Annotated in this window: 17 protein-coding genes; 13 read left to right on the top strand and 4 right to left on the bottom strand. The window is 57.6% G+C overall.

Annotation, left to right across the window (positions count from 1 at the left end):
• Positions 1–18 precede the first annotated feature (18 nt).
• A complete protein-coding gene (locus HMPREF9238_RS02865; protein ID WP_016443937.1) occupies positions 19–2,577 on the bottom strand; it encodes a YfhO family protein in 2,559 nt (852 codons plus the stop codon).
• Positions 2,577–3,653 (bottom strand): non-hydrolyzing UDP-N-acetylglucosamine 2-epimerase, encoded by a 1,077-nt coding sequence (wecB, locus tag HMPREF9238_RS02860; RefSeq protein WP_040316454.1) that lies wholly within the window; start codon positions 3,651–3,653, stop codon positions 2,577–2,579. Before wecB ends, HMPREF9238_RS02865 begins: the two co-directional genes overlap by 1 nt.
• A gap of 185 nt (positions 3,654–3,838) precedes the next feature.
• Here wecB and HMPREF9238_RS02855 point away from each other — a divergent pair, with 185 nt between their 5' ends.
• From HMPREF9238_RS02855 to HMPREF9238_RS02820, 8 genes are read left to right on the top strand one after another with little or no spacing between them, the layout of a single operon-like run.
• A complete protein-coding gene (locus HMPREF9238_RS02855) occupies positions 3,839–5,137 on the top strand; it encodes a nucleotide sugar dehydrogenase (protein WP_016443935.1) in 1,299 nt (432 codons plus the stop codon).
• Positions 5,138–5,140: 3 nt separating this feature from the next.
• Positions 5,141–7,168 carry a DUF6541 family protein gene (locus HMPREF9238_RS02850; RefSeq protein ID WP_016443934.1) on the top strand — a complete coding sequence of 676 codons (2,028 nt, stop codon included), beginning with the start codon at positions 5,141–5,143 and terminating at the stop codon, positions 7,166–7,168.
• 27 nt (positions 7,169–7,195) lie between these two features.
• Complete coding sequence (locus HMPREF9238_RS02845) at positions 7,196–8,992, top strand: glycosyltransferase (protein WP_016443933.1); 1,797 nt, start codon at positions 7,196–7,198, stop codon at positions 8,990–8,992.
• 40 nt (positions 8,993–9,032) lie between these two features.
• The gene (gene glf, locus HMPREF9238_RS02840; protein ID WP_016443932.1) at positions 9,033–10,199 is read left to right on the top strand and encodes a UDP-galactopyranose mutase; all 1,167 of its coding nucleotides are present in this window, start codon (positions 9,033–9,035) and stop codon (positions 10,197–10,199) included.
• A gap of 8 nt (positions 10,200–10,207) precedes the next feature.
• Positions 10,208–11,071, top strand: a complete 864-nt coding sequence (locus tag HMPREF9238_RS02835; RefSeq protein WP_016443931.1) for an ABC transporter permease — start codon at positions 10,208–10,210, stop codon at positions 11,069–11,071.
• Positions 11,071–11,832, top strand: coding sequence for an ABC transporter ATP-binding protein (locus HMPREF9238_RS02830; protein WP_016443930.1), 762 nt, complete (start codon positions 11,071–11,073; stop codon positions 11,830–11,832). Before HMPREF9238_RS02835 ends, HMPREF9238_RS02830 begins: the two co-directional genes overlap by 1 nt.
• The gene (locus HMPREF9238_RS02825) at positions 11,819–13,474 is read left to right on the top strand and encodes a glycosyltransferase (protein WP_016443929.1); all 1,656 of its coding nucleotides are present in this window, start codon (positions 11,819–11,821) and stop codon (positions 13,472–13,474) included. The genes HMPREF9238_RS02830 and HMPREF9238_RS02825 overlap by 14 nt, the downstream gene beginning before the upstream one ends.
• A complete protein-coding gene (locus tag HMPREF9238_RS02820) occupies positions 13,471–14,364 on the top strand; it encodes a glycosyltransferase family 2 protein (RefSeq protein ID WP_016443928.1) in 894 nt (297 codons plus the stop codon). The genes HMPREF9238_RS02825 and HMPREF9238_RS02820 overlap by 4 nt, the downstream gene beginning before the upstream one ends.
• A 28-nt stretch (positions 14,365–14,392) precedes the next feature.
• Here HMPREF9238_RS02820 and HMPREF9238_RS02815 read toward each other — a convergent pair whose 3' ends face one another.
• Positions 14,393–15,037, bottom strand: coding sequence for a TIGR03089 family protein (locus tag HMPREF9238_RS02815; RefSeq protein WP_016443927.1), 645 nt, complete (start codon positions 15,035–15,037; stop codon positions 14,393–14,395).
• 225 nt (positions 15,038–15,262) lie between these two features.
• Here HMPREF9238_RS02815 and HMPREF9238_RS02810 point away from each other — a divergent pair, with 225 nt between their 5' ends.
• Genes HMPREF9238_RS02810 through HMPREF9238_RS02800 form a run of 3 tightly spaced genes read left to right on the top strand, consistent with a single transcriptional unit; the run spans position 15,263 to position 20,319 of the window.
• Positions 15,263–15,544, top strand: coding sequence for a WhiB family transcriptional regulator (locus HMPREF9238_RS02810; RefSeq protein WP_016443926.1), 282 nt, complete (start codon positions 15,263–15,265; stop codon positions 15,542–15,544).
• 10 nt (positions 15,545–15,554) lie between these two features.
• On the top strand, positions 15,555–18,923 hold the full coding sequence (locus HMPREF9238_RS02805; protein ID WP_016443925.1) for a glycosyltransferase: 3,369 nt from the start codon (positions 15,555–15,557) through the stop codon (positions 18,921–18,923).
• Positions 18,913–20,319: a DUF5719 family protein gene (locus tag HMPREF9238_RS02800; RefSeq protein WP_016443924.1), complete on the top strand. Its 1,407-nt coding sequence runs from the start codon at positions 18,913–18,915 to the stop codon at positions 20,317–20,319. The genes HMPREF9238_RS02805 and HMPREF9238_RS02800 overlap by 11 nt, the downstream gene beginning before the upstream one ends.
• 34 nt (positions 20,320–20,353) lie before the next feature.
• On the opposite strand, the gene HMPREF9238_RS02795 is transcribed toward HMPREF9238_RS02800, so the two are convergent.
• Entirely contained in the window at positions 20,354–20,815 is a 462-nt protein-coding gene (locus HMPREF9238_RS02795) for a metallopeptidase family protein (RefSeq protein WP_232217588.1), read from the bottom strand.
• 60 nt (positions 20,816–20,875) lie between these two features.
• On the opposite strand from HMPREF9238_RS02795, the gene HMPREF9238_RS02790 reads away from it, so the two are divergent.
• Positions 20,876–21,268, top strand: coding sequence for a DUF3499 domain-containing protein (locus tag HMPREF9238_RS02790; protein ID WP_016443922.1), 393 nt, complete (start codon positions 20,876–20,878; stop codon positions 21,266–21,268).
• A 56-nt stretch (positions 21,269–21,324) separates the two neighbouring features.
• On the top strand, positions 21,325–22,008 hold the full coding sequence (mtrA, locus tag HMPREF9238_RS02785) for an MtrAB system response regulator MtrA (protein WP_016443921.1): 684 nt from the start codon (positions 21,325–21,327) through the stop codon (positions 22,006–22,008).

Below are 22,008 nucleotides of genomic sequence, written 5' to 3'. Positions count from 1 at the left end.
TGTTATCGCAGCACCGAACTAGCTGACAGGCTCGGCTCCCTCAGTCAGATGCGCTTTAGGCTTACGTAACCGAGCTACCAGACCCGGAGTGCACAGCAGGAGGATAGCCAGAGCGGATATTCCGATTCCAGCTCTAAACAGTGGGGGAGTGAAACTGCAGTGTACCGTCGTTGAACCCGAAACGGTTGCGGATAGCAAACCAGCTCGACTCGACACCGGAATCGGCTTGCCATCAGCTGAGCAAGACCACCCATCAATCGCCGGGGTAGCCAAGACGAACTCGCCAGAAACCGGTTGCGTAAAAGTAGCCGTGACCTTTTCTGCCTGAATCACAAGGTCAGATGGGCGCGCAATTTTCTCTGTGCCGCGCAGGTACTCAGAAATATCGGCGCAACCAACAAACAGGTTTTGATCTAGTGTTCTGTCCGCTGTCATATGTAGCGTGAAACTCTGGGTGGCTTCCGTAGCCTGACCGATCTCGCCTAGCAGGCCGTTTGAAGAAGCAGTGACGCCGTTAGCTTGTTCAATTTGGTATCCCGTGGGAGCTTCGGAAATCCTCTCATAGCGATGTACTCCGGCAAATACCGTTGTGCCCGGCTGGCAAGAGGTGGAAAACAAGTAGGTTTCGCCCTTACGCAGTTGCGTTTCCTCTGCAAGTGTGGCGGCGTTCTTAACGCTGACTGGCTCGAAATGGTACAGATTTGGCGCGTTACTAAGAGAAGACCGGCTTTCATATTCCTCGGGCATTGAACCGCCGGTCGAGGTGAACTGGTCAGGATAGACCCGAGCCATCGGAAGTGTTGGTAGACCATCTTCGGATGCAACCGAAAGAACGCCCTTGAGGATGGAATCTTCCGGTAGCCATGAGAAACGTGCCCCGTTGCTCGTTACCATGCCCAAAGCGCCGACGGAGTCAGCATATTGAGACGTGACCGCTGTGGAATAATAGTCCGTTCCGGGGTAAATATAGCGGGCAGATAGGTTGTCGGTAGCGTGAAAATCTGTAAAGTCATCGTGTATCCAACCTAGCCGGTGGGTGGGCCACTCGTCGGCAGTAAGGCGCTCACTCAATTCGATACGTTGGGCTTCGACGTTAGTATTAATTATCTCGAATCGAGGAATGAGTTCCTTATCTACGAGAGTGCCGGTCCAAACATATTCAAAACTTACTGCTACCAAGAGTAGAGCTGTAGTCGCGCGTCCAATCAGCAGTGCCGTCTTGCGGATTGGATACCATCTGGTAACCAGAATGACGGCGAGCAAGGCGCAGAGCAAAAACACGTAGGCGGCCATGGTGGTGCGACCAGCAGTGGGGAAGCCAACCAGGTTCCAGCGCTTTAGTAGCAGTAATGCGATAGCCGGGCCGAGCAGTACAACGATGATAACTTGGCCCCAGTTCGGACCGTCCAGTTGCTTGCCTTTACCGAACCGGTTGTTACCGGTTTTTGATTCCCACGCTAAAGTAGCCGTCACTACCACCCAAGCGGTGATGACGAAAACCCAACGATATGGCGTACCGTGCGGGGTTTGGAACAGGTTCCAAACGATTTGTGCCTTCATATTCGTGAGAGACAAAAGCAGCACCGCGCTTGTGATCAGCCAGACTATTTTGAAGCGCCAAGTCAAATCTCGGGTGAAGAAGAAGGCGGCAAAGAGCGCTAACGCGACAAAACCTGTGTACAGCGGTGGCTCGTAGGTAATCGTAGTCGTAAACGGCAATGTTCGGATTCCGGCAACCGATTTGCCGAAAATAATGAGTCTTTCTACGGACTCATACCCTACGCCTTGGAACAGGGCATTAACAGTTGGTAAGAGGATAGGGGCAGTAATGGCCACACCCAGGACGCCAACTGCAACAAAGCGTGCCACATTTTTAAGCCCTTGTTTAAAACCATCCAATCCCAACGCCAAGGTGATGGAGAATAGACCCGCCACAATACTGGCCATAAAGGCCACGTAATAGTTTGCCCACCACACTAGAGCCACGGCGCCGCCGGCCAGGATCCACCTGGGTCTTGGTTTGCGCATTTCTAACGCGGCAAAAAAGAGTAGCGGAAGCCCATACGAGACGTCGAGCCACTGAGGAATGAACTGTCCCAGTTCAAACACCCAGCTAGAGCAGGCGTATCCGACGGAGATTATAAGCGGAAGGACGCCGCTGAAATCTGGCCGCAAATAATGTATTAAAAGTCGCATGAACCCAGCTGCTAGAGCAACTTTTAGCAAAATGCTGATAAGAAAGGCGGCAAGGATTTGATGGCGTGGAACCAGCAGAAGAACAAGAGGCGTTATTGGCCCGCCAAGATAGGTGGCGTAGTCCGGGATCGTAGAGACGCCTAATCCCAAGTTCCATGAGAAAGTCAGCCCCGAAAGCCCGCTACCTTGGAGGATCTGGTCTCTAAATCGCGAATAGAACGGCAGATATTGGGCCCCGAAATCGTGGACTCTGCCGCTGTACGTTCCGAAAGGATAGACCCCAACCTTTAGCCGTACAGCCAGGTGTACTAGCACCGCGCCAAGAGCGCTTGCGAGAAATAAGGAAACCTTGTGAGCCCTTGGGTTTGTTTTCCCCCGCATCATTGCACCTTGGATGAAGATTCTCGCAACACCTCGACTACGCGCTCGGCTGCGTGGCCGTCACCGTACGGGGCGATATCCGTATCGGCCGGACGCGGACGGGACGCGGCTGCAACTAGTTGCGCGCCAGCATCTACGAGCACATTCCAGCCAGCTTCAACAGTTTCCACCCATTCCGTTTGCGGGCGAACCGTGGTGCACGGTGTGCGTAGCAGGAACGCTTCCTTCTGCAACCCGCCCGAATCAGTAATTACGCCGCGAGCATGCATCGTGGAAGCAACCAGATCAGGGTAGGCCAGGGGAGCGTGAACCTTTAGGTTCCCGCGTTCAATAGTTAAACCGTGCTCCTTGGCTTTGGCTACCAGGCGAGGATGCGCCAAAATCACTACGGGGTGATCCACTTTGCCCAGTGAATCAAGCACCGCGTCCAACTGTTCCTTCGTGTCTGTGTTAGCGGGGCGGTGAATCGTAGCCAACGAATACTCACCCTCAGCAAAGCCAAACTCTTGCATAATCGGGCTCGGCTTGTTTGCCACCTTGACGCGGGTTTCTATCAGCACATCCGTCATTACATCGCCCACCACCACAGTGCGGTCAGCCAGCCCCTCTTCAGCAAGATGCTTGGCCCCAACCTCGGTAGGAGCAAGAAGCAGATCCGCAGCATGGTCGGTGAGTACGCGGTTGATTTCTTCTGGCATCTGTCGATTAAACGAGCGCAAACCGGCCTCAAGGTGAGCGATAGGGAAGTGAAGCTTCACTGCGGAGAGTGCGGCTGCAAGAGTGGAGTTAGTGTCGCCGTAGACCAGCACCCAATCGGGCTCATGCTTCAAAATCACTTCATCCATTGCAGCTAACATCGCGCCCGTCTGCACGCCGTGCGAGCCCGAACCAACCCCAAGGTGCTCATCGGGGGCCGGAATGTTCAACTCCTCAAAGAACACATCCGACAGCATTGGATCGTAGTGCTGACCGGTGTGAACAATGATGTGCTCTACCCCAGCGCGCTCACAGGCGTGAGCAATCGGAGCAAGTTTCACAAACTGCGGGCGCGCGCCCACCACAGACATGATTTTCATGCCCCAATCTTATACAAGCCGCGCCCCTATTCGGATTTGGCGGGCGCGCCTCACAAAGTTATGACAAGCAGGTTCACGAACTTATGAAAGCGGGCAAGCGCGCATTGCGACATCAAGCCGAACGAGGCGCAGTGTTAAACTTGGCAGTGATTTGATTCTTGAAAATCTTTGAAATGGAGAAGCGCATGCGTATCGCCGTAGTTGCCATGGGGAAGATCGGTTTGCCCCTGGCCGTACAGTTCGCAGATTCAGGCCATGAGGTAGTCGGCGTTGACGTGAACGAAACAACCGTTCAAATGATCAACGATGCCAAAGAGCCGTTCCCCGGCGAAGCACACTTGCAGGAAAAGCTTTCGCAGCTCGTTCCCGCGGGCAAGCTCCGTGCCACCACCGACTATTCTGACGCGATTCCTAACGCGGACGCGGTTGTGCTCGTAGTACCTCTCTTCGTCAACGACGAAACGTGGGAGCCTGACTTCGGCTGGATGGACGCCGCCACGAAGTCTTTAGCAGAAAACCTCACGCCCGGCACGCTTATTTCGTACGAAACCACACTGCCGGTGGGCACCACGCGTGGCCGCTGGAAGCCCATGATCGAAAAGATCTCTGGCCTTACCGAAGGCAAAGACTTCCACCTCGTGTTCTCCCCAGAACGAGTTCTTACCGGCCGCGTATTCTCTGACCTGCGCCGATACCCCAAGCTAGTTGGCGGACTCAGCGCAGAAGGCACCCAGAAGGCAATCGAGTTTTACGAATCCGTCCTCCAGTTCGATGAGCGCCCCGACCTGGATCGACCCAACGGCGTGTGGGACCTCGGCTCCGCCGAAGCCGCAGAAATGGCGAAACTAGCCGAAACCACCTACCGGGATGTAAACATCGGCCTCGCAAACCAATTCGCAGTATTTGCCGATCAGCAGGGCATTGACGTGCAGGCAGTCATCGACGCCTCCAACTCCCAGCCCTACTCCCACATTCACCGCCCCGGTATCGCCGTGGGTGGACACTGTATCCCCGTCTACCCGCGCCTGTACCTATCCACCGACCCGGACGCCTCCATTGTTCGCACCGCGCGCACTTTTAACGCTTCCATGCCGGAATACTCCGTCAAGCGCCTCGAGAGTGTACTCGGTGGCCTCGAAAATATGACCGTTGTTGTACTTGGCGCTTCCTACCGAGGAAAAGTCAAAGAAACCGCATTCTCCGGCGTATTCGCAACCGTCGACGAACTGCGCAAGCGCGGCGCCAAAGTGCTTGTTCACGATCCAATGTTCAGCGCGGAAGAACTCGCCGGTTTCGGTTGGGACGCCTACAAGATGGGTGAGCCCGTCGACGCCGCCATCGTGCAGGCAGACCACCCCGAGTATAAGACCATCACGCCAGCAGACCTGCCGGGCATCAAGGTACTATTTGACGGGCGTCGCGTAACCGACCCGCAACTATGGAAGGGCACGCCGCGCCTAGTAATCGGTGACGCTCAAGGCTAAAGCTTGATCACCGCCTGGATTCCAGCGCTAATCCCGGCCCTACTCACGGTTGCAGCACTGTGGGGGCCGGGATTAGCGGTAACTTCAGCCCTGCGCCCCGGCAAGTGGCGCGCCCTCGCATTCGCGCCCCTCGTCTCCGCAGGCATCATGGGACTAGCCGCCGTAGCCGGCCCCTTCATTTCTATGCCCTGGGGCTGGCCCCTATACCTTGGGGCCACAGTGGTTGCCGCCGCGCTCGCATATCTAATCGGATACCTAACCCGGCCTCGTGCCGGTTCGCGTTCGCCGCAGTCACCACAAACTACGCGCAAAATCCCCGCTAATCCCGCAATCTGGCCGGCCTTCGTGGGCATGCTCATCACGCTTCCCTTTACCGTTGGTGCTTTCATCAGCGGTATTGGCCGGCCCGAATATCCCACCCAAACCTGGGACGGCGTATTCCACCTGTCCGCAATCCGCTGGATCCTCCAAACTGGAAACGGCTCTGCCCTTAACCTCTCCGCCGTCGCCACCTCGCTAGACCAAGGGCACGCCGCTAGCGGCGGCTTCTATCCCGCAGGATTCCACGACCTCGTTGCACTCACCATGGTGGGGAACACCAACATCATCGTCGCCACCAACGCGGCAGTCATCGTCATCTCCACAATCCTCTGGCCGCTCGCGGTTGCCCAGCTCAGCTCCATATTCCTTCCCAAAGCCCCCGCTCTGCCCATCTTCACTGCGCTGTTGGCCGCCACTTTTTCTTCCTTCCCGGAACGGCCCGCATCCTACGGGGTGCTCTGGCCAACCGTTTACGCGTACGCCCTCGTACCTCTCATAGTCATCGCCCTTGCAGACTGGTTTGGACGCACCAACCAAAAACCCATGGCGCTTCGCACCTCCTTTATCGGCCTGCTTGGTGCTGCCGGCATCGCGCTCATTCACCCCACCGGAATCTTCGTAGCGCTCATTGCGATTGTCACCCTTGCAACAGACCTCATAATCCGCATGATTGCCCGCACATTAAAACTCACCACCGGTCAACTAATCACATTTGTTACAGCAGTGGTAGCGCTCGTAGGCGTCCTCTACCTCACAATGATTCACCCCGCGTGGCAAACCGTGACCAACTGGGCGCGAGAACCTATCGGAAGTTTCAAACGCGAATCATTCGGCGTCATTTTTGAATCGCAACTATCTTGGATGGGATACGGCGACGCCTACATCGACTGGGCACTCGGCATTCTCACCATCATCGGCATCATCGTGGCGCTAACCGTGCCGCACATGCGGTGGCTGGTATTTACCTACGGCATCGCCAGCTACCTGTTCGTTGCCTCCGCAGTGGTCAACATGCCCGGCTACGCCCTCGTTGGCCCCTGGTACTCCGACCCGGTGCGTCTGGGTGCCATCGTCCCCCTGTTCGGCGCCCCGCTCGCCGGTATCGGCACGTGGTTCATCTTCGACACCGCCTTGCGCATTGCCGGGCAAATCGGGCAAAAAACACCGGCCCGCGCCGGCCTTGTTGCCGTCATGATTGCCGGCCTGATCGTAGGCACAAACAACTTGGGCTACTACTCCGGATCCTCCCAACTCCACCTGAACTACGAGTTCAAAAACGAATCTGGCCTCAACGGGCTTGTCAGCCCCGAAGAACTTCACTTCATCCAAACGCTGCCCCAATACGTTCACGAGGGGGACACCATCGCTGGTGACCCGCGCACCGGCCTACCGCTCATCTACGCGCTCACTGGCCTTGACGTCCTCTACCGCCACGTTGAAGGCCAGTGGAGCGACGAATCCGTAGAAATCGGTAAGAACTTCGAACTAGCGGCCAACTCTGATCCGGCGGTTTGTGGCCTGCTGGAAAGTAACCACATCCGCTACTTCTACACCGACGACATCATCTACTGGCCCGAAAATCCTGTAGGCGCCAGATACGCCGGACTTGAAGCAGCCCACGACCTCGCTGAAAATTTCAAACTTATAGCCCACGCGGGCGCAAGCCGACTCTACGAAATCAATACGTGCGATAATGCCCAAAAGAACTAATCGGACTTGGATCAGCAAAGGAGAAAGGTGAAAACCACCAACCCCCGCGTCGTTGCGGTAGTAGTGGCGTGGAATCGCCAGGATCTGATGATCCAAACGTTAAACGGTCTTGCCTGCCAAACCACGGTGCCCCAGGCCGTAGTGGTTATCGACAACGCCTCCACCGATAACTCGCGTGCCATAGCCAAGGAACACGAGGTGGTGGACGAAGTTCTCACCATGCCTGAAAATCTTGGGGGTGCCGGGGGTTTCGCTGCGGGCATTGCGCGAGCCGTGAACCATTGGGATGCGGACCTAGTGTGGATAATGGATGACGACACGGTTCCCACCGAGACAGCTCTGGCCGGTCTGCTGGAGGCGCGTCGTAGATATCCGGGCCAGCCGGCTATCCTCGCCTCTAAAGCCATCTGGACCAACGGGCGAGAACACCCGATGAACCGGCCGCGTCCTCGTCCTCTCCTTGATCCGAAACTTGCGCGCCGAGCTGAAGAGATTGACACGATCCCGATTCGCACGGCCTCCTTCGTCTCAATCATGATTGACCGGCGTGCCATTGTAGAAGATGGGCTGCCAAAAGCTGACTACTTCCTTTGGAATGACGACTTCGAATACACCGCGAGGCTACTGCGCCACCGAGTTGGCCTGTACGTGCCCTACTCCGTGGTGGTGCACAAAACGAAGAAGTTTGGAGATTCTTCCGCCGACCCCGGCCCGCGCTTTGTAAACGAAGTGCGTAACAAGCTGTGGATGTACACGCGCTCGCGCGCGCTCAACCCGGTTGAAAAGGCGCTATATGGCGGTAAATCGGTGTTGCGCTGGGGCCTGACCGTGAAGAACTCCGCCGATCCGAAGGCACTACTTGGCTTTGCCGCAGAAGGCATAAAACAGGGGACGCGCCCGCCGCGCAGCACCGCCGAAGTCCTTGCCCACACGCCCGTCGCGAACGACGTCCAGATCGTTGAAGCAGACGCGCATCTAGCATTTGCAAACGAAAATGAGCCATTCACCGTGCTCACATCCGTTTACGCGGGGGATGACCCGCAACAGTTTGAGCGGGCACTAGTATCAATTACTCGTGAACAGCAGCTGAAACCCGATCAGGTGGTGCTCGTCCAAGACGGCCCCGTGCCTGACGCGTTGCAAGAGTCCATCGACAGGGCCACCGAAATTGCCGGCCAGCCCATCGACGTAGTGAGGTTAGCTGAAAACCAGGGGCTTGCCTGCGCCCTCGAAGCTGGGCTGAAAATTGCCAAACACGAAATCATTGCGCGCGCTGATGCCGACGACGTGTCCTTGCCGGATCGGTTCGCTAAGCAGCTCCCCCTCATGCGCGGACGCGACCTAATTGGATCAGCCATAGCTGAATTTGACCGTAATGAGAACCAGTGGGGCATGATTCGCGTCCTGCCCGCCAAACACCACGCCATTGCTAAGACCGCAAGATTTCGCGACCCGTTCAACCACCCAACCGTGGTGATGCGCAAAAGCGCTTTAGAGCGTGCCGGCGGCTACCAGCACCTAGACCGTATGGAAGACTACTGGTTGTTTGCCCGCATGATTGCGTCCGGCGCGCGCACTGCCAACATTAGGGAGCCCCTTGTTGCTTACCGCGTGGGGGCTGGAGCGTATGCGCGTAGGGGAGGAAAAGACCTGTTCCACTCCGAACTGGAACTGCAACGCAACCTTTTGCGCATAGGCTTTGTAACCCCCGCGCAATACGTGCGCAACGTGGTAATCCGTGCCGGCTACCGGCTCATTCCCACCCCCGCGCGAAAAGTCATATACCAGGGGGTTGGAACCCTCTCGTGGTTCCGACGCGGTTAGACTAAAAGAGCGTACCTACGCCAAGAAATAGGAGCTTGCCTTGAAATATGACGTTGTAGTTGTGGGATCTGGCCTCTTCGGCTTAACAATTGCGCGCCAATGCGCGGAAGAACGCGGCCTCAAAGTTGCGCTTTTGGAATGCCGGAATCACATTGGGGGCAACGCCTACTCTGAGGCGAACCCAGAAACCGGTATCGAAGTCCACAAGTATGGTGCGCACCTATTCCACACGTCCAACGAGCGCGTGTGGGAGTACGTCAACCGCTTCACCTCATTTACAAATTACGTTCACCACGTGAAAACTACCGTTGGCGGCGAGGTGTACTCGATGCCCGTAAACCTGGGCACAATCAACCAATTCTTCCGCGCTGCCTACACTCCCGATGAAGCGCGGGCACTAGTTAAAGAACAGTCCGCTGAAGTTGCCGACTCTGACGTTAAGGACTTCGAATCTAAGGGCATCTCCCTAGTGGGGCGCCCCCTGTTTGAAGCATTCTTCAAGGGCTATACGGCGAAACAGTGGCAGACCGATCCGAAGAAGCTACCAGCCTCCATCGTTTCGCGCCTGCCGGTACGCTACACATACAACGACAAATACTTCTCCGACACCTATGAAGGCCTGCCAACTGACGGATACGCCGCTTGGCTGGAACGGATGGCAGATCACGAACTCATTGACGTTTTCCTTGACACCGACTTCTTTGACAACTCCCACGAGTTGTCTAAAGACAAGGTGGTCGGTAAGGTTCCCGTCGTGTACACGGGCCCGCTGGATCGCTACTTCGATTACAGCGAAGGAGACCTCACCTGGCGCACCCTCGACTTCGAAATCGAAGTTGTAAACACGGGTGACTTCCAGGGAACTTCCGTCATGAACTACGGGGATGAGGACGTGCCTTACACGCGCATCCACGAATTCCGCCACTTCCACCCCGAGCGGGAAAAACAGTACCCGAGTGACAAAACCGTGATCGCCCGCGAATACTCGCGCTTTGCTGAGCGGGACGAAGAACCGTACTATCCGGTAAACACGGATGAGGATCGCGAGCGTCTGGCCCGCTACCGCGAGCTGATGGAAGGCGAAGACCGGGTGTTCTTCGGAGGCCGTCTAGGAACCTACAAGTACCTGGACATGCACATGGCTATAGCCTCTGCGCTTTCAATGTGGGACAACCAGCTTGCACCACTGTTTGACGGTGAAAACTAGGAGCCGTTTTGACCAATTCCACTGACGAGTTCGTAAGGCCGGGACGGTCACGGGGACTACTGGAAGTATTTGACAAGCGTTTCCTCGCCTCACTTCTGGTGCACAAGGAACTGCGGGTACGTTATCGCGGTTCTGTGCTGGGCATGCTGTGGAGCTACGCGAAACCGGCAGTCCAGTTCCTCGTGTTCTACCTGGCCATCGGCAAGTTCATGGGCATGGATCGCGCTATTGAGAACTACGTGATCTACATGTTCGCTGGCGTTGTTGCAATGAACTATTTCGCTGAGATCTTCAACAACGACACTCGTTCAGTGGTTTGGAACACCCCGCTAGTTAAGAAAATCTACTTGCCGCGCGAGCTTTTCCCAGTTGCATCAACGTGGGTTGCGTTTGTGCACTTCGTGCCGCAGCTGGTAATCCTCGCGGGCGGAGCCCTCATCTTTGGGTGGCGGCCCGGCCTCATGGAACTGGGATTATTCATTTACGTGTTCTTAGTTCTCACCATCTTCGGCCTGGGGGTGGGGCTACTGATGGGCGCCCTCAACGTGTTCTACCGTGACGCTGAGAACTTTGTGGAACTGATCCTCATGATTACCACGTGGGCATCGCCGGTGCTGTACAAGTGGGAGATGGTCTACAACTTCCTCGGCGATGGCTGGCTGTGGAAGCTGTACCAGTTGAACCCGCTGACCCCAGTTGTGGAAATGTTCCACATCGTGTTTTGGGAACCAACTAACCTGCAAGAGGTGGCCACGCGGCCTCCCGACATGTTTATGTGGGGCGCCATTGCGGGCGTATCCGCAGTTGTGACCTTGCTGCTTGGCGAATTTGTGTTTAGAAAACTCGACCCGCGTTTTGCGCAGGAGCTCTAATGGCTACGGAAAACGAAAATCGCACGCCGCGTCCCGTGGTGAAGGTCGAGAACGTTCGCAAAGAATTCATTATCCGTCGCACCCACACGCTCAAAGAAACCCTCGTCTGGTCAATGACGGGGCGGCGTTCCGAAATTTCAGAACGCTTCCGCGCCCTCGACGACGTATCTTTTACCGTGAACGAGGGCGACACGGTTGCGCTACTTGGCTACAACGGTTCGGGAAAATCCACCTGTTTGAAGTTGATTTCTGGTGTGTTGCGCGAAGACTCCGGATACGTGGGCGTGCGCGGCAAGGCTGCGGGCCTGATCGAGGTTGGCGCGGGCTTTCACCCGGATCTGACGGGGCGGGAAAACGTGTACCTGAACGGTGCGATCCTGGGCATGTCCAAGCAGGAAGTTGAAGAAGCATTCGACGAGATCGTGGCGTTCTCGGAAATCGAAAAGTTCATCGACACCGAAGTGAAGTTTTACTCTTCCGGCATGTTCTTGCGCCTGGCTTTCTCCGTTGCCGTGCACACCGACCCAGACATTTTCCTTGTCGACGAGATCCTCGCTGTTGGTGACGAACCGTTCCAACGTAAATGTCTGGCCCGCGTGCAAGAAATGAAGGCCGCCGGCACCACCCTCGTGATTGTTAGCCACGACCTCGACATGATCGCAGACATTTGCGACCGAGGCATACTGCTTGAAAAAGGCAAGATCGTTATCGATGGCACCGTGGACGAAGCGATTGAAAGGATGCGCAGTGAGCAAAAATAGTGAGCAGTTAGCAGCGCGGCTCGCCGATGTTTTCCCCGCATACAAGTTCACCGTCATGCTTAGCCGCGAAGGGGAGAACATTCTGGGCCGGCTCGATGACGCCTGGATTGAAAGCGCACTTCGCCCCCTGCTTTTGCTCCACGAACGGCTAGAGGTTGTTCTCAGCTGTCGAAATGTGGAACCCATGTCGAACCCGGCGGAGCTGCAAAAACCGTTTGAACATGTTTACGAGGATGGCGCTGAGGTTGGTGTCATCACCGCGCAAAGCCGAAACGATATTCCTCTTGAACGCGTAATGATGGCGATTCCCACCGCGGAGCTAGTGGGCAAACCCGCCAACTTTAAGATGGAACTCAACACTTCGAAGGCTGCCGCACTGGTTGCGAAAACCTACACGAAGGTCTACCACGCGGCGCCCCTCACCCTGGACGTGTATCGTCAATACCGCAACACGCACGGGCGCGGACGCAAGCCACAGATTCTGCCCGCCATGATGCGTGTGGGAGAAGCTGGAGGCGACCTCAACTCTAAAACCATGTGGATCGCCATGCACTGGGCAGAATCCGGGGGAGCAGAAGCTTGGGCGTGGGAGCAGGCCCGCATCGCGAAAGCAGCTGGTTTCAACCTGATCTTCACCTTCGACCGGTGTGCACCCCAACGCCAGCTCAACCTCGCCTCCTCAATGTCGCAGTTCATCTACCTGATCGACCAGGTAGTACCAAGGCGAAGCTGGCCGGCCCTCGTCACCGAAATCATGGCTACGCATAGGCCGGGCCGCATCCACATTCACCACTCGATCTTCGCCTACAGCATGATCCCGCTGGTGAAATCCCTCTACCCGGGCGTGCGCATTGAAGACAGCACGCACATTTTTGAGCATCGCGGCGGCGGCTTCGTATCAGCCTCCATCGGTGCGCGAGCATACGTGGACCTACACCACGTGATCTCCCCGCAACTGCAGCGCCTCTACCGTGAAGGCGGCGTTGACGCGGCGAAGGTCATCTACCGTCCGCTCACGTCGTTCACCTCAGACCAGGCCCAACCTCAACCGGTTGAGTTGCCCCAAAACCGGCCGCTTCGCCTCGGATTCCTCGGCCGCCTGTCGCCGCAAAAGAGGCCGGTGCTGTTCGTGGCGCTTGCCGCATACCTGAACAAACGCTATCCGGGCCAATTTGAGTTCACCATGCAAGGAGATGGCGAACTTGAAGAAATCGTGTCGCAACAAATCCGGCGCATGCGCCTCGGATCCGTCATTGAACGCCGCCCCTGGGGCCCAGTTACAGACTTTTTTGCTGACATCGACGTCCTCGTAATCACTTCTGAAAACGAGGGCCTCACCCTAACCACAATCGAGGCGGACGCGGCCGGCGTGCTCGTGGTATCCACAGACGTCGGGTCACAGCAGACAGTCATCGCTAAGGGAGCACTACTGCCGCGCGAACCTATCGCGTTCTTTAGAGCAGCGAAGCGGCTATTCCCACGCCTCACGGCAGACACCGAGTTTGTGCGCCGACTCGCCGCAGACCAGCGCAGTCGCCTCGACTACCTTCGTAGCCTAGAGTCGGCATCAACATTCTTTGAAAACCATTACGCGCAAATCATGGGGGAACTCAACGCGCAAGAAAGCAGGGAAGCGCAGTGAAAGTCGCAGCTGTAGTTGTTACGTTTAATCGCCGCAAACTGTTGGAAAAGACAATCGCCGGCCTGGAAGCTCAAACCCGTCCAGTTGACAAGATCCTCGTCATCAATAACGCCTCAACCGATGATACGCGCGATTACTTGCTGGGCCGGGAGTGGAAACGCCCTCACGCTGTCATCACGGCGGTTAACAATACGGGAGGCGCGGGCGGTTTCACCCTGGGGATCGAAGAAGCATACAAGCGTGATTTTGACGCGTTCTGGTTGATGGATGATGATACGGTTCCACAGCCCGAAGCCCTCGAAGAACTACTTTCCGGCGTTGCGGCCGCCACCAAACGACGCGGAGCCATGCCCTCATTCGCGTGTTCCAGCGTGCTGTGGACGGACGGCAGCATGTGCGAGATGAACTCGCCTGAAACCGTGTGGGACTGGATTCGCCCCCTCATTGATGGGGAAAAGTATGTGGATGTGAAGTCGTGTTCGTTCGTGTCCTGCCTCGTCACGCGCGAGGGAGTTGAGGAAGTTGGCCTGCCTTACCGCGAGTACTTCATTTGGTACGACGACGCCGAGTACACCACGCGCCTGTCAAAATTCCGGCCCGGCATCTACGTTCCCAGCTCAAAGGTTGATCACCTGCTGGCGGAGAACCTGGGCGTGAACTACGGACAAATCAACGAGTCGAACATTTGGAAATTCGAGTATGGCGTGCGCAACCAGGTATCGGCCGCATGGTCGCTACGCAACCCCGCCATGGTCGCCCAAATTGGGGAGAGCATGCTGAAACAAATGCGCGGCCAGCAGATACCGCTATCCCTCAAGCTTCGCCTTGTGAAGGCCGGTTTGAAAGGACTGGTGTTCCATCCGCGCAAGCGGACTGTAGCCGACATTTAGCGCGGAAACATGCGAGGGCGCAGGAAGACTAGACGAGGTTTTCCTGCGCCATTATTGCGTTAGTGTCTAGGCCAGGTTCAATCCAGATAGCGGGCCGCTGAACGCTCCACGCGTTCCAGATGAGCCCAATGTAGGGTTCGCCGTGTATCACCACCGGCTGGTTGCCGGCCTCGAGGGAGGCGCTGAGCTCGCCCTTTGGGAGCTGGGCGGGAAATGCCTCAGCGAACGCGAGCCCATCAGGTTGGCCGCCCACCTCCGCGATTGCGTCGCCAACGCCTTCCGGCAGATCTCCGCTCCACCCCAGCGCCATCATTCCCAGGTCCTGTAGCAACACGATCAGTCCTGGATCGTCAGCTGCGGCTGCGTCAGCCTCGGCCTCACTACTGGTTACGAAAATGTCGTAACTGGAAAGGTCGGGTTTGGCGGTGATGGATACACTACCGCCCGCAAACCCCGCGCCGGTAGCCCACACCAGGGTTCGCCAAGATGGGGGAAGCGCGAGGGCAACACCGGGTTGATCCCCGCCGAGCACCTCGTCAACGTAGTTCGCAGTTTTTGCAAGCCAGCGCGCCATGACTGGTCCAGTGAATTCGAGGCGTCCTGATTTTGCGTACCAAGTCAGTACGGCCGAGGGCGTGGATTCCATCCAGGTCAAAACTTTAGGCTCAAGCATGCCTTTAGATTCTCACAGGCTAAGCGCGATGTCATGCGCGAGTTGGCACCATATGAAGTGTCTCGGAATCTCGTACTAAGAAATGAGTGTGCTCAATATCAAATGAAAATTAGGGGCTGGGGGAGTGCAAAATTTCTCAAAGACTTTCTTTACACCATTCCATTTGACTATTGTGTATAACACGCGTGTAATTCATTAAGACGATATCTAAGTGAGGGGAAAACCGTGTGGAATATTCTCGGTGAGGGGCCGCTTTCATTTGACGAAAGCGCGTACCTTGATGATGGTCCTCTCGCTTGGCAAGAGCAGGCTCTTTGCGCACAGACGGATCCGGAAGCTTTCTTCCCAGAAAAGGGCGGCTCCACGAGAGAGGCAAAAGCGGTGTGCGCTTCTTGCGACGTGCGGGCCCAGTGCCTCGAATATGCCCTTGAAAATGACGAGCGCTTTGGAATTTGGGGTGGAATGTCGGAGCGCGAACGCCGCCGGCTCAAGCGCCGCGCAGTGTAAGGCTTCCTAAGTGGCTGACCAAAGCGTTGCAGCACTAATCGTTTCTGGCGCGAATTCGCCGTTTTTGCGCCGCACTCTTGACGCGGTTTTAGGCCAGTCCCGCATCCCGCAGCGCATTGTGATAGTACGCGTCGGGAAAGAAGCGTTCCCGCAGATTGACGGTATTGAGGTCATCGACGCGCCGCGCGCAAAGAACTTCGGTGATGCGATTCGCGAGGCGGTAGCTGCGGATCCTTCAATAATGCAGTCGCAGTGGCTGTGGACGCTGCATGACGATAGCGCGCCTTTTGCGGATGCGCTTGCACATCTTGTTGCCGAGGGCGTTCGCGGTTTAACTGTAGGGATTGTTGGGCCCAAACAGGTAGCGTGGTCTGACTCCACGCGTTTGCTTGAGGTAGGCGTGCGGGCGTCGCGTTCGGGGCGCCGCCTTGATTATTTGTTGCCCGGTGAGATTGACCAGGGCCAGCACGATTCAGACTCGGATGTCCTTGCGGTTGGTACGGCTGGCATGCTTATTCGTTCAGCGGTGTGGGAGCTAACCGACGGGCCAGATCCGGTACTTGGGCCTTTCGGTGATGGTCTTGAGCTGTGTCGGCGCACGCGCCAACTTGGATACCGTACAGTGGTGGCTCCCGGAGCAAAAGTGGCGCATGCTCGCGGAAGTTTTCGGGATGTGCGTGGGGGCGAGGAGGCGGACATCAACCGTTCGTTCGGCCTGCGCCGGGGAGCACAACTGTACAACGCGATGGTTGCAAACCCGCCGGTCTTGTTCGCGCTCATGCTGGTTTCGCTACCGTTTTGGTCGCTCGCACGCGCACTGATGCGCCTGTTTACTAAGCAAGGCGACCTTGCCTGGCAAGAACTGGTTGGCTTTGCCTGGGCGTTTAGTAAGATCCCTCAGGCGATGTCGGCGCGACGGCGCCTCGCGCGCACACGCAAGGTTCCCGCGAAAGCTTTGGCCGACCTCGAAGAATCAAACTTAAAGATCACCAAGGCCAAGCGCACGCTGGCTAAAAAAGAGCGCGAACCCAAACCTGTTGAAGTGCTTGAACCGGTGGCGGCAAGACTTCTTCGCGAACACAAGATTGCGGTAAACGTTGCTGGCGGAGCTGGAGCGTTGCTACTACTCGTTGCGCTTGTCTTCACCAGTAGCGGACTTACCGGCGGCATCACGGGTGGGGCGTGGGCTAATCTGCCAACCTCATTTACAAAGCTTTGGCATGAGGCGTGGGCTGGCTGGGTTGTTGGCGGAGCGGGAGCTGCGGGGCCAGGCGACCCGCTCCTTATGATTTGGGCGCTACTTGCCGCCCCGTTTGCCCTCGTTGGCGTAAGTCCCAAAACCCTGCTCGTGGGATTCTGGCTACTATCCCCCTTGGCCGCTTGGCTTGCGATGTTTTGGGCGGCAAGTACGCTCACGCACCGTCCGGTATGGAGGTTCGCCTTCGCAACCATATGGATTGCGCTTCCCACATTCTTGTTGGCTTGGTCTGATGGGCGCATGGCCGGCGTGATGGTGCATGTGGCTGTTCCTCTGGTGTTACTAGGGTGGATGCGCATGCTGAACCTGGGCGCCACCCTGCGGATTCGCGGCGCGGAAGATGGCGAGCTTGAAGTGCAAGATCGTACGCTAGCCACCAGCTACGCTGCGCTCGCATCGGCTGCCCTAGTGGTGGTGGTTGCCGCTGCTACTTGGACCGGCCTGGCGCTAGTGCTGTTCACGATCGTGCAGTTGGTGGTGCGGCCCCGCAAATGGAAACTCACGCTCCTCGCCGCAGTGCCGCCTTTGGCAATCATGTTGCCCACGTGGATCGCGGCCGCCCAGTTTGGAGGTTCGCGGGCACTGCGCTTCCTGCTTGCAGAATCGGGTCGCCCGCTCGCCTTCGACGCCGCCCCAACTTGGCTGAGTGTGCTCGGAATGCCCGAAAACATGGCGCTGGATCCGCGTAGCGCGGACGTGTGGCTGGCGCTTGCTCCCGGCGCCCTCTGCGTCCTTGGCGCAACGTTGGCGCTCCTGAACTTTTCTCGCCCCTGGTTTCGCACCCGCTTTTTCTACCTGACGGGCACGATCGCCTTTGTTATCGCGATCGTGGCTTCTCGTACGGTAATCGCCTTTGATGGGTCATTGGTCAGCGCGTGGCCGGGCCCGGCCCTTTCTATCGCGGGTATTTGTATGATCGCCGCTTGGGCGGGCCTGCTCCGACCCTTGGTGTTGCAAGAACGCCTCTACTCCTACCGTTCTCGCCGCCGCCTGGACGTTGCGACGAAACGCCGCCTGAAAGCCAAGGAACGCTCGCAACGCAACGTGCCCAAGAGCGCCGCTTCCAGCGAGGCGGAGGCCCAGATTGTCGAAGTTGATAGCGCACGCCCTGACGCTGAAACCGAACAAGACGAGTCTGAAAGCAAGCAAGGGGAGGAAGCGGCAGAAACTGCGGCACCAGCCCCAAAGCTGCGGGTGAGCGTTCTGGAGCGAATCATTTGGCCGCTCGCAACTGCGGGCCTGGTTTTGACGCTCGTGGTGGCGCTAAGTCCGATTGTGGTTTGGGCTGCGGGGATCACACCTGATGGGACGCGTCCGCGCGTGATCACTGGCGCCCCTGAATATGAGACGCCAGCCGCCGCACAGTACGCTCAAAACTACCCGCGCCGCGCCCGCTTCCTCGTGCTACATGTCAATGACGAGGGGGTGCGGGCCCAGCTTCGTCGCGGTGACGGCGTTGAACTCGGCGACTCCTCTGCCCGGTTCCGCCTCGAAAGTGCTATCAACATGCAGTATCTTCCCCCGGGTGAGGTCGCGCAGGCGCTGGCAAATGCGGATGAGGCGGATGCTGATTTTGCGCGTGCAGTAGCCGAGGTTCTCAACAACTCCGAGCCAACCGGTCTGCTGGGTTTTGCGGTGGATCAGATCGCGCTGTCGGGGGAAGGTACGTCCTACACGGCCGCGCAGACAGCCCTCGACTCCAACGAATCCCTAGAGCGAGCGGGCGAATCCGAAGCTGGACTGCTGTGGCGCGTCCGCCCCTCGGGCTTAGAGCCCGCCCGCATGTACATCGACGACTCCGGCAAAATCACGCCCGTCCCCTCTGGCCTCATTGGCGCATCCATTGACTTGTCAAAGTATGAATATGGCGAGGGGGCCACGCTGGTGCTGTCAGAACGTGCGGATGCCAACTGGCGCGCTACGGCTGGTGCAGAGCTTTTGGAGGCCGCGAACCACGGCTGGCAGCAGGCATTCAAACTGGACGGGGCGAAGGGCCTGGTCAAGGTTGCCTACCACGACGAATGGATGCCTCTTTGGTGGGGGCTTAGTGCTCTTTCGATTGTCAGCCTGCTGATTGCTGGCGTGCCGATCCGCAGAAGGAGGCGCCAGAATGAAGCATAAGTGGTCAGCCCGATCAGCTACTCGGGCAGGTGGTGCCGCGCTAACCGCCGCGCTCGCCGTGGCGGCGCTCGGCGTAGTTGCAACTGCCGAGTCCAGTATTGATTTCGGTCAGGACGTTGGCCGCCAGATATCCGAGGTAGTGACCCTACCTGACCAAACCTACGAGCTCGCATGCGCTACTGGTATCGAAACCGAGTTCGGCAACAAGACCCCCACCAAGGTGTCTGTGCAGGATATTCCGGGAGTAGAGCTAGCGCGGGCTGTAGATCTTGCAACTGGCAAAGAGATTACTGGGGCAAAGGGTGATGGCGGTATCGAGTTTGAGTCGAAAAACCCGATCGGCCTATCGGTGCACTCCACGGTAGAAACCAAGGCTCCCTCAGCCATTGTCGGCCAGGTTGATACCGAGGACGTGCGCGGCCTGGTATTGGATCAGTGTCAGACGGCCCGCAACGATTCTTGGCTTAACGTGGGCGCAACCACGGTTGGTGAGGCCGCTTTGCTCACGGTCATGAACCCGTCGAAGCAGGCGTCCGAGGTGACCTTGCACGGATGGTCGAGCACTGGCCCGGTCGAAGGTGAACCCACTTTCACTGTGCGCGCAGGATCAACCGAGACGGTGAACCTCGCCGCGTTCTTCCCCGATGAGGACCGCTTGGGACTCCGCGTGCAGGCGTCCGGCCCAGGAGTGGCCGCAACGATCCGCACCATTAGCACCGCTGGCCTCACTCCGCGCGGCCTCGACCATGTGACCGGGTCGGGAGGCGCTGCCAGAACCGCCCTCATCTCTGGAATCGTGAAGGGGATCGAAGAGCCGAAGCTACGTTTGCAAAACGTGGGCGAGGACGAAGCACAGGTCACGCTCAGTGTGCTCACGCAAAAGGGTAAGAAGTCGCTACCTGGCGGCGATGATGTCGTAATTGACCCCAGAGCAGTGTTCCAACTGAATCTCGACGGTATCGAGGATGATTATGCGAGCGTGCTCGTAGAATCGAGCGAGGTGCTCCTCGCTTCCGCATCCGGCTATATGAATGGGCAGAAGGATCAAGATGGAAAAGCGCTCGCTGACAGGGTCGTGTGGATGCCGGCGGAGGCGGCAGTGACCTTCCGCGAGTCTCTTCCTGCGGCGCCGGGTGTTTCCTACGCGCTCTACCTGTCCAATTCCGGTGATGAGGACGTGGCAGTGCGGGTGAACGGCAAGGAAACCACTCTCGTAGCAGGGCATACGATCAGCCAGGCCGTGACCGGATCAGACCTCAAGATTGATGCCGATGCGCCCGTGCATGCGTCCGTGAATGCGATTGCTGAGGTTGCCTCGGGCAATCTGATTTCTGCGCTTGCACTACAAGATTCCACTTCGGGAACACCTACGTTCCGTTTCGTGGCTCCTCGTTAAGGGCTGGGACGCCGCGCTGACGGTAATCGGGTTGCTATATCTCTTCGATGGGGCCGCCGTGGATTTCCTCCATGGAAAGCCCGCTGAGTGCCGACAGGTTTTCCACCAGCAGTCCGCGCACGAGGGCATGCAGCGGGGAGCCCATTTGTCGCACGGAAATGCGCCCGGCCCGCGCCTGAATGGGTAGGCGGTAGAGGACGAGGCGGGGCGCGAGGCGCGCAAGCCGGTTTTCGGCGAACGTGCGGCACAAGACAACGGAGTGGTGTTCCCACGATGCCGGGTTTGAGGCCGGAACTTCGTCGATACCAATCTCGATGCGTGCAAGTTCTGGGTGGCGCGCAGTTATTTCACTGACCTGCAGGGCCACGATTTGGTCAAAGGATTCGCGCCAGTTAGCTCGTGCAGGGATGCCGGGAACAAAGAGGGGCCCGCGACTTCCTCTTCCGTGCCGGTCACGGCGTCTTCTAGTTTGGCGCATGGGACTTACTTTACCCACGCTCCGCGTGGAGAGGTAGTGCAAGCGCTCTAGTTCTCCTATCCTTGGGATGTGAATGCGATGCGTGCGTGTAGTAAAACCACTTGTAATGAGCCTGCGGTGGCTACTTTGACCTACGACTATTCGGAGGCCACCGCGGTTTTGGGGCCGCTTTCGCCTTCGCGTGAGCCAGGAACCATGGAGCTTTGTGAAATGCACGCTAACAATTTCACGGCCCCGCGCGGCTGGCAGGTGATTCGCCTGGCCGCGAATTTTGAGCCCGCGCCACCCTCGCCGGATGATTTGATGGCGCTGGCAGATATTGTTCGCGAGGTGGGCAGCCGCCCCGCGCCGCGCAGAAGCCCCGCTTCGCAGCCTCCTGCGGTCAAGTCGGAGTCCATGCGCGTTAAGAACCGGCGTGCTAATTTCCGCGTGGTTGAGGGCGGAGTGGAAGATGGAGACGCATCACACTAACGCCGCTCCAGCCGCTAACGCGTGAAAAATTCGGGGCGTCGTGACAATATCGTTATATGAATGCGATCGTGTTAGTCGTGGACGACGATGTTGCCCTGGCAGAGATGATTGGCCTCGTTCTTTCTTCGGAGGGGTACGAGACCGCGTTTTGTCATGATGGCCAGACGGCTGTTGAGGTTTTCCACCAGGTGAAGCCGGATTTGGTTTTGCTGGATGTGATGCTACCGGGCAAGAACGGTATCCAGATTTGTAAGGAAATCCGGGCCGAGTCCGACGTACCCATCGTGATGCTAACCGCGCGTTCTGATACTACCGACGTGGTTGTTGGCTTGGAGGCGGGCGCGGACGATTACGTTCCGAAACCGTTTAAGCCAAAGGAGCTCGTGGCGCGAGTGAAGGCGCGTTTGCGAGGTCGGGAAGAGCATGTCGATGAGGTTTTGAAGATTGGTGATCTTGAGGTCGATGTGCCGGGCCACCAGGTTACTCGCGCGGGTATCCCGATTGCGTTGACGCCGCTTGAGTTTGATCTGCTTGTGGCTTTGGCAAGGGCGCCGTGGAAGGTTTTTTCGCGCGAGGAGCTACTCGAGGACGTGTGGGGTTACCGACATGCGGCGGACACGCGACTGGTGAATGTGCACGTGCAGCGTTTGCGGGCAAAGATTGAGCACGATCCGGAGCGTCCGGAGCTTATTGTTACCGTTCGGGGCGTGGGTTACCGCGCGGGTGGAACGCCGGCGTAA

Origin of the sequence: Gleimia europaea ACS-120-V-Col10b (assembly GCF_000411155.1) — a bacterium.
In the GTDB taxonomy this organism is placed as follows: domain Bacteria; phylum Actinomycetota; class Actinomycetes; order Actinomycetales; family Actinomycetaceae; genus Gleimia; species Gleimia europaea_B.
Note: the sequence above shows the minus strand (reverse complement) of the source record. Positions and strands in the feature narration are given on the sequence as shown.

Coding starts and splice junctions, on each gene's coding strand:
- HMPREF9238_RS02865 (WP_016443937.1), bottom strand. CDS start 2,577: ATGCGGGGGAAAACAAACCCAAGGGCTCACAAGGTTTCCTTATTTCTC.
- wecB (WP_040316454.1), bottom strand. CDS start 3,653: ATGAAAATCATGTCTGTGGTGGGCGCGCGCCCGCAGTTTGTGAAACTT.
- HMPREF9238_RS02855 (WP_016443935.1), top strand. CDS start 3,839: ATGCGTATCGCCGTAGTTGCCATGGGGAAGATCGGTTTGCCCCTGGCC.
- HMPREF9238_RS02830 (WP_016443930.1), top strand. CDS start 11,071: ATGGCTACGGAAAACGAAAATCGCACGCCGCGTCCCGTGGTGAAGGTC.
- HMPREF9238_RS02815 (WP_016443927.1), bottom strand. CDS start 15,037: ATGCTTGAGCCTAAAGTTTTGACCTGGATGGAATCCACGCCCTCGGCC.
- HMPREF9238_RS02800 (WP_016443924.1), top strand. CDS start 18,913: ATGAAGCATAAGTGGTCAGCCCGATCAGCTACTCGGGCAGGTGGTGCC.
- HMPREF9238_RS02790 (WP_016443922.1), top strand. CDS start 20,876: ATGCGTGCGTGTAGTAAAACCACTTGTAATGAGCCTGCGGTGGCTACT.
- mtrA (WP_016443921.1), top strand. CDS start 21,325: ATGAATGCGATCGTGTTAGTCGTGGACGACGATGTTGCCCTGGCAGAG.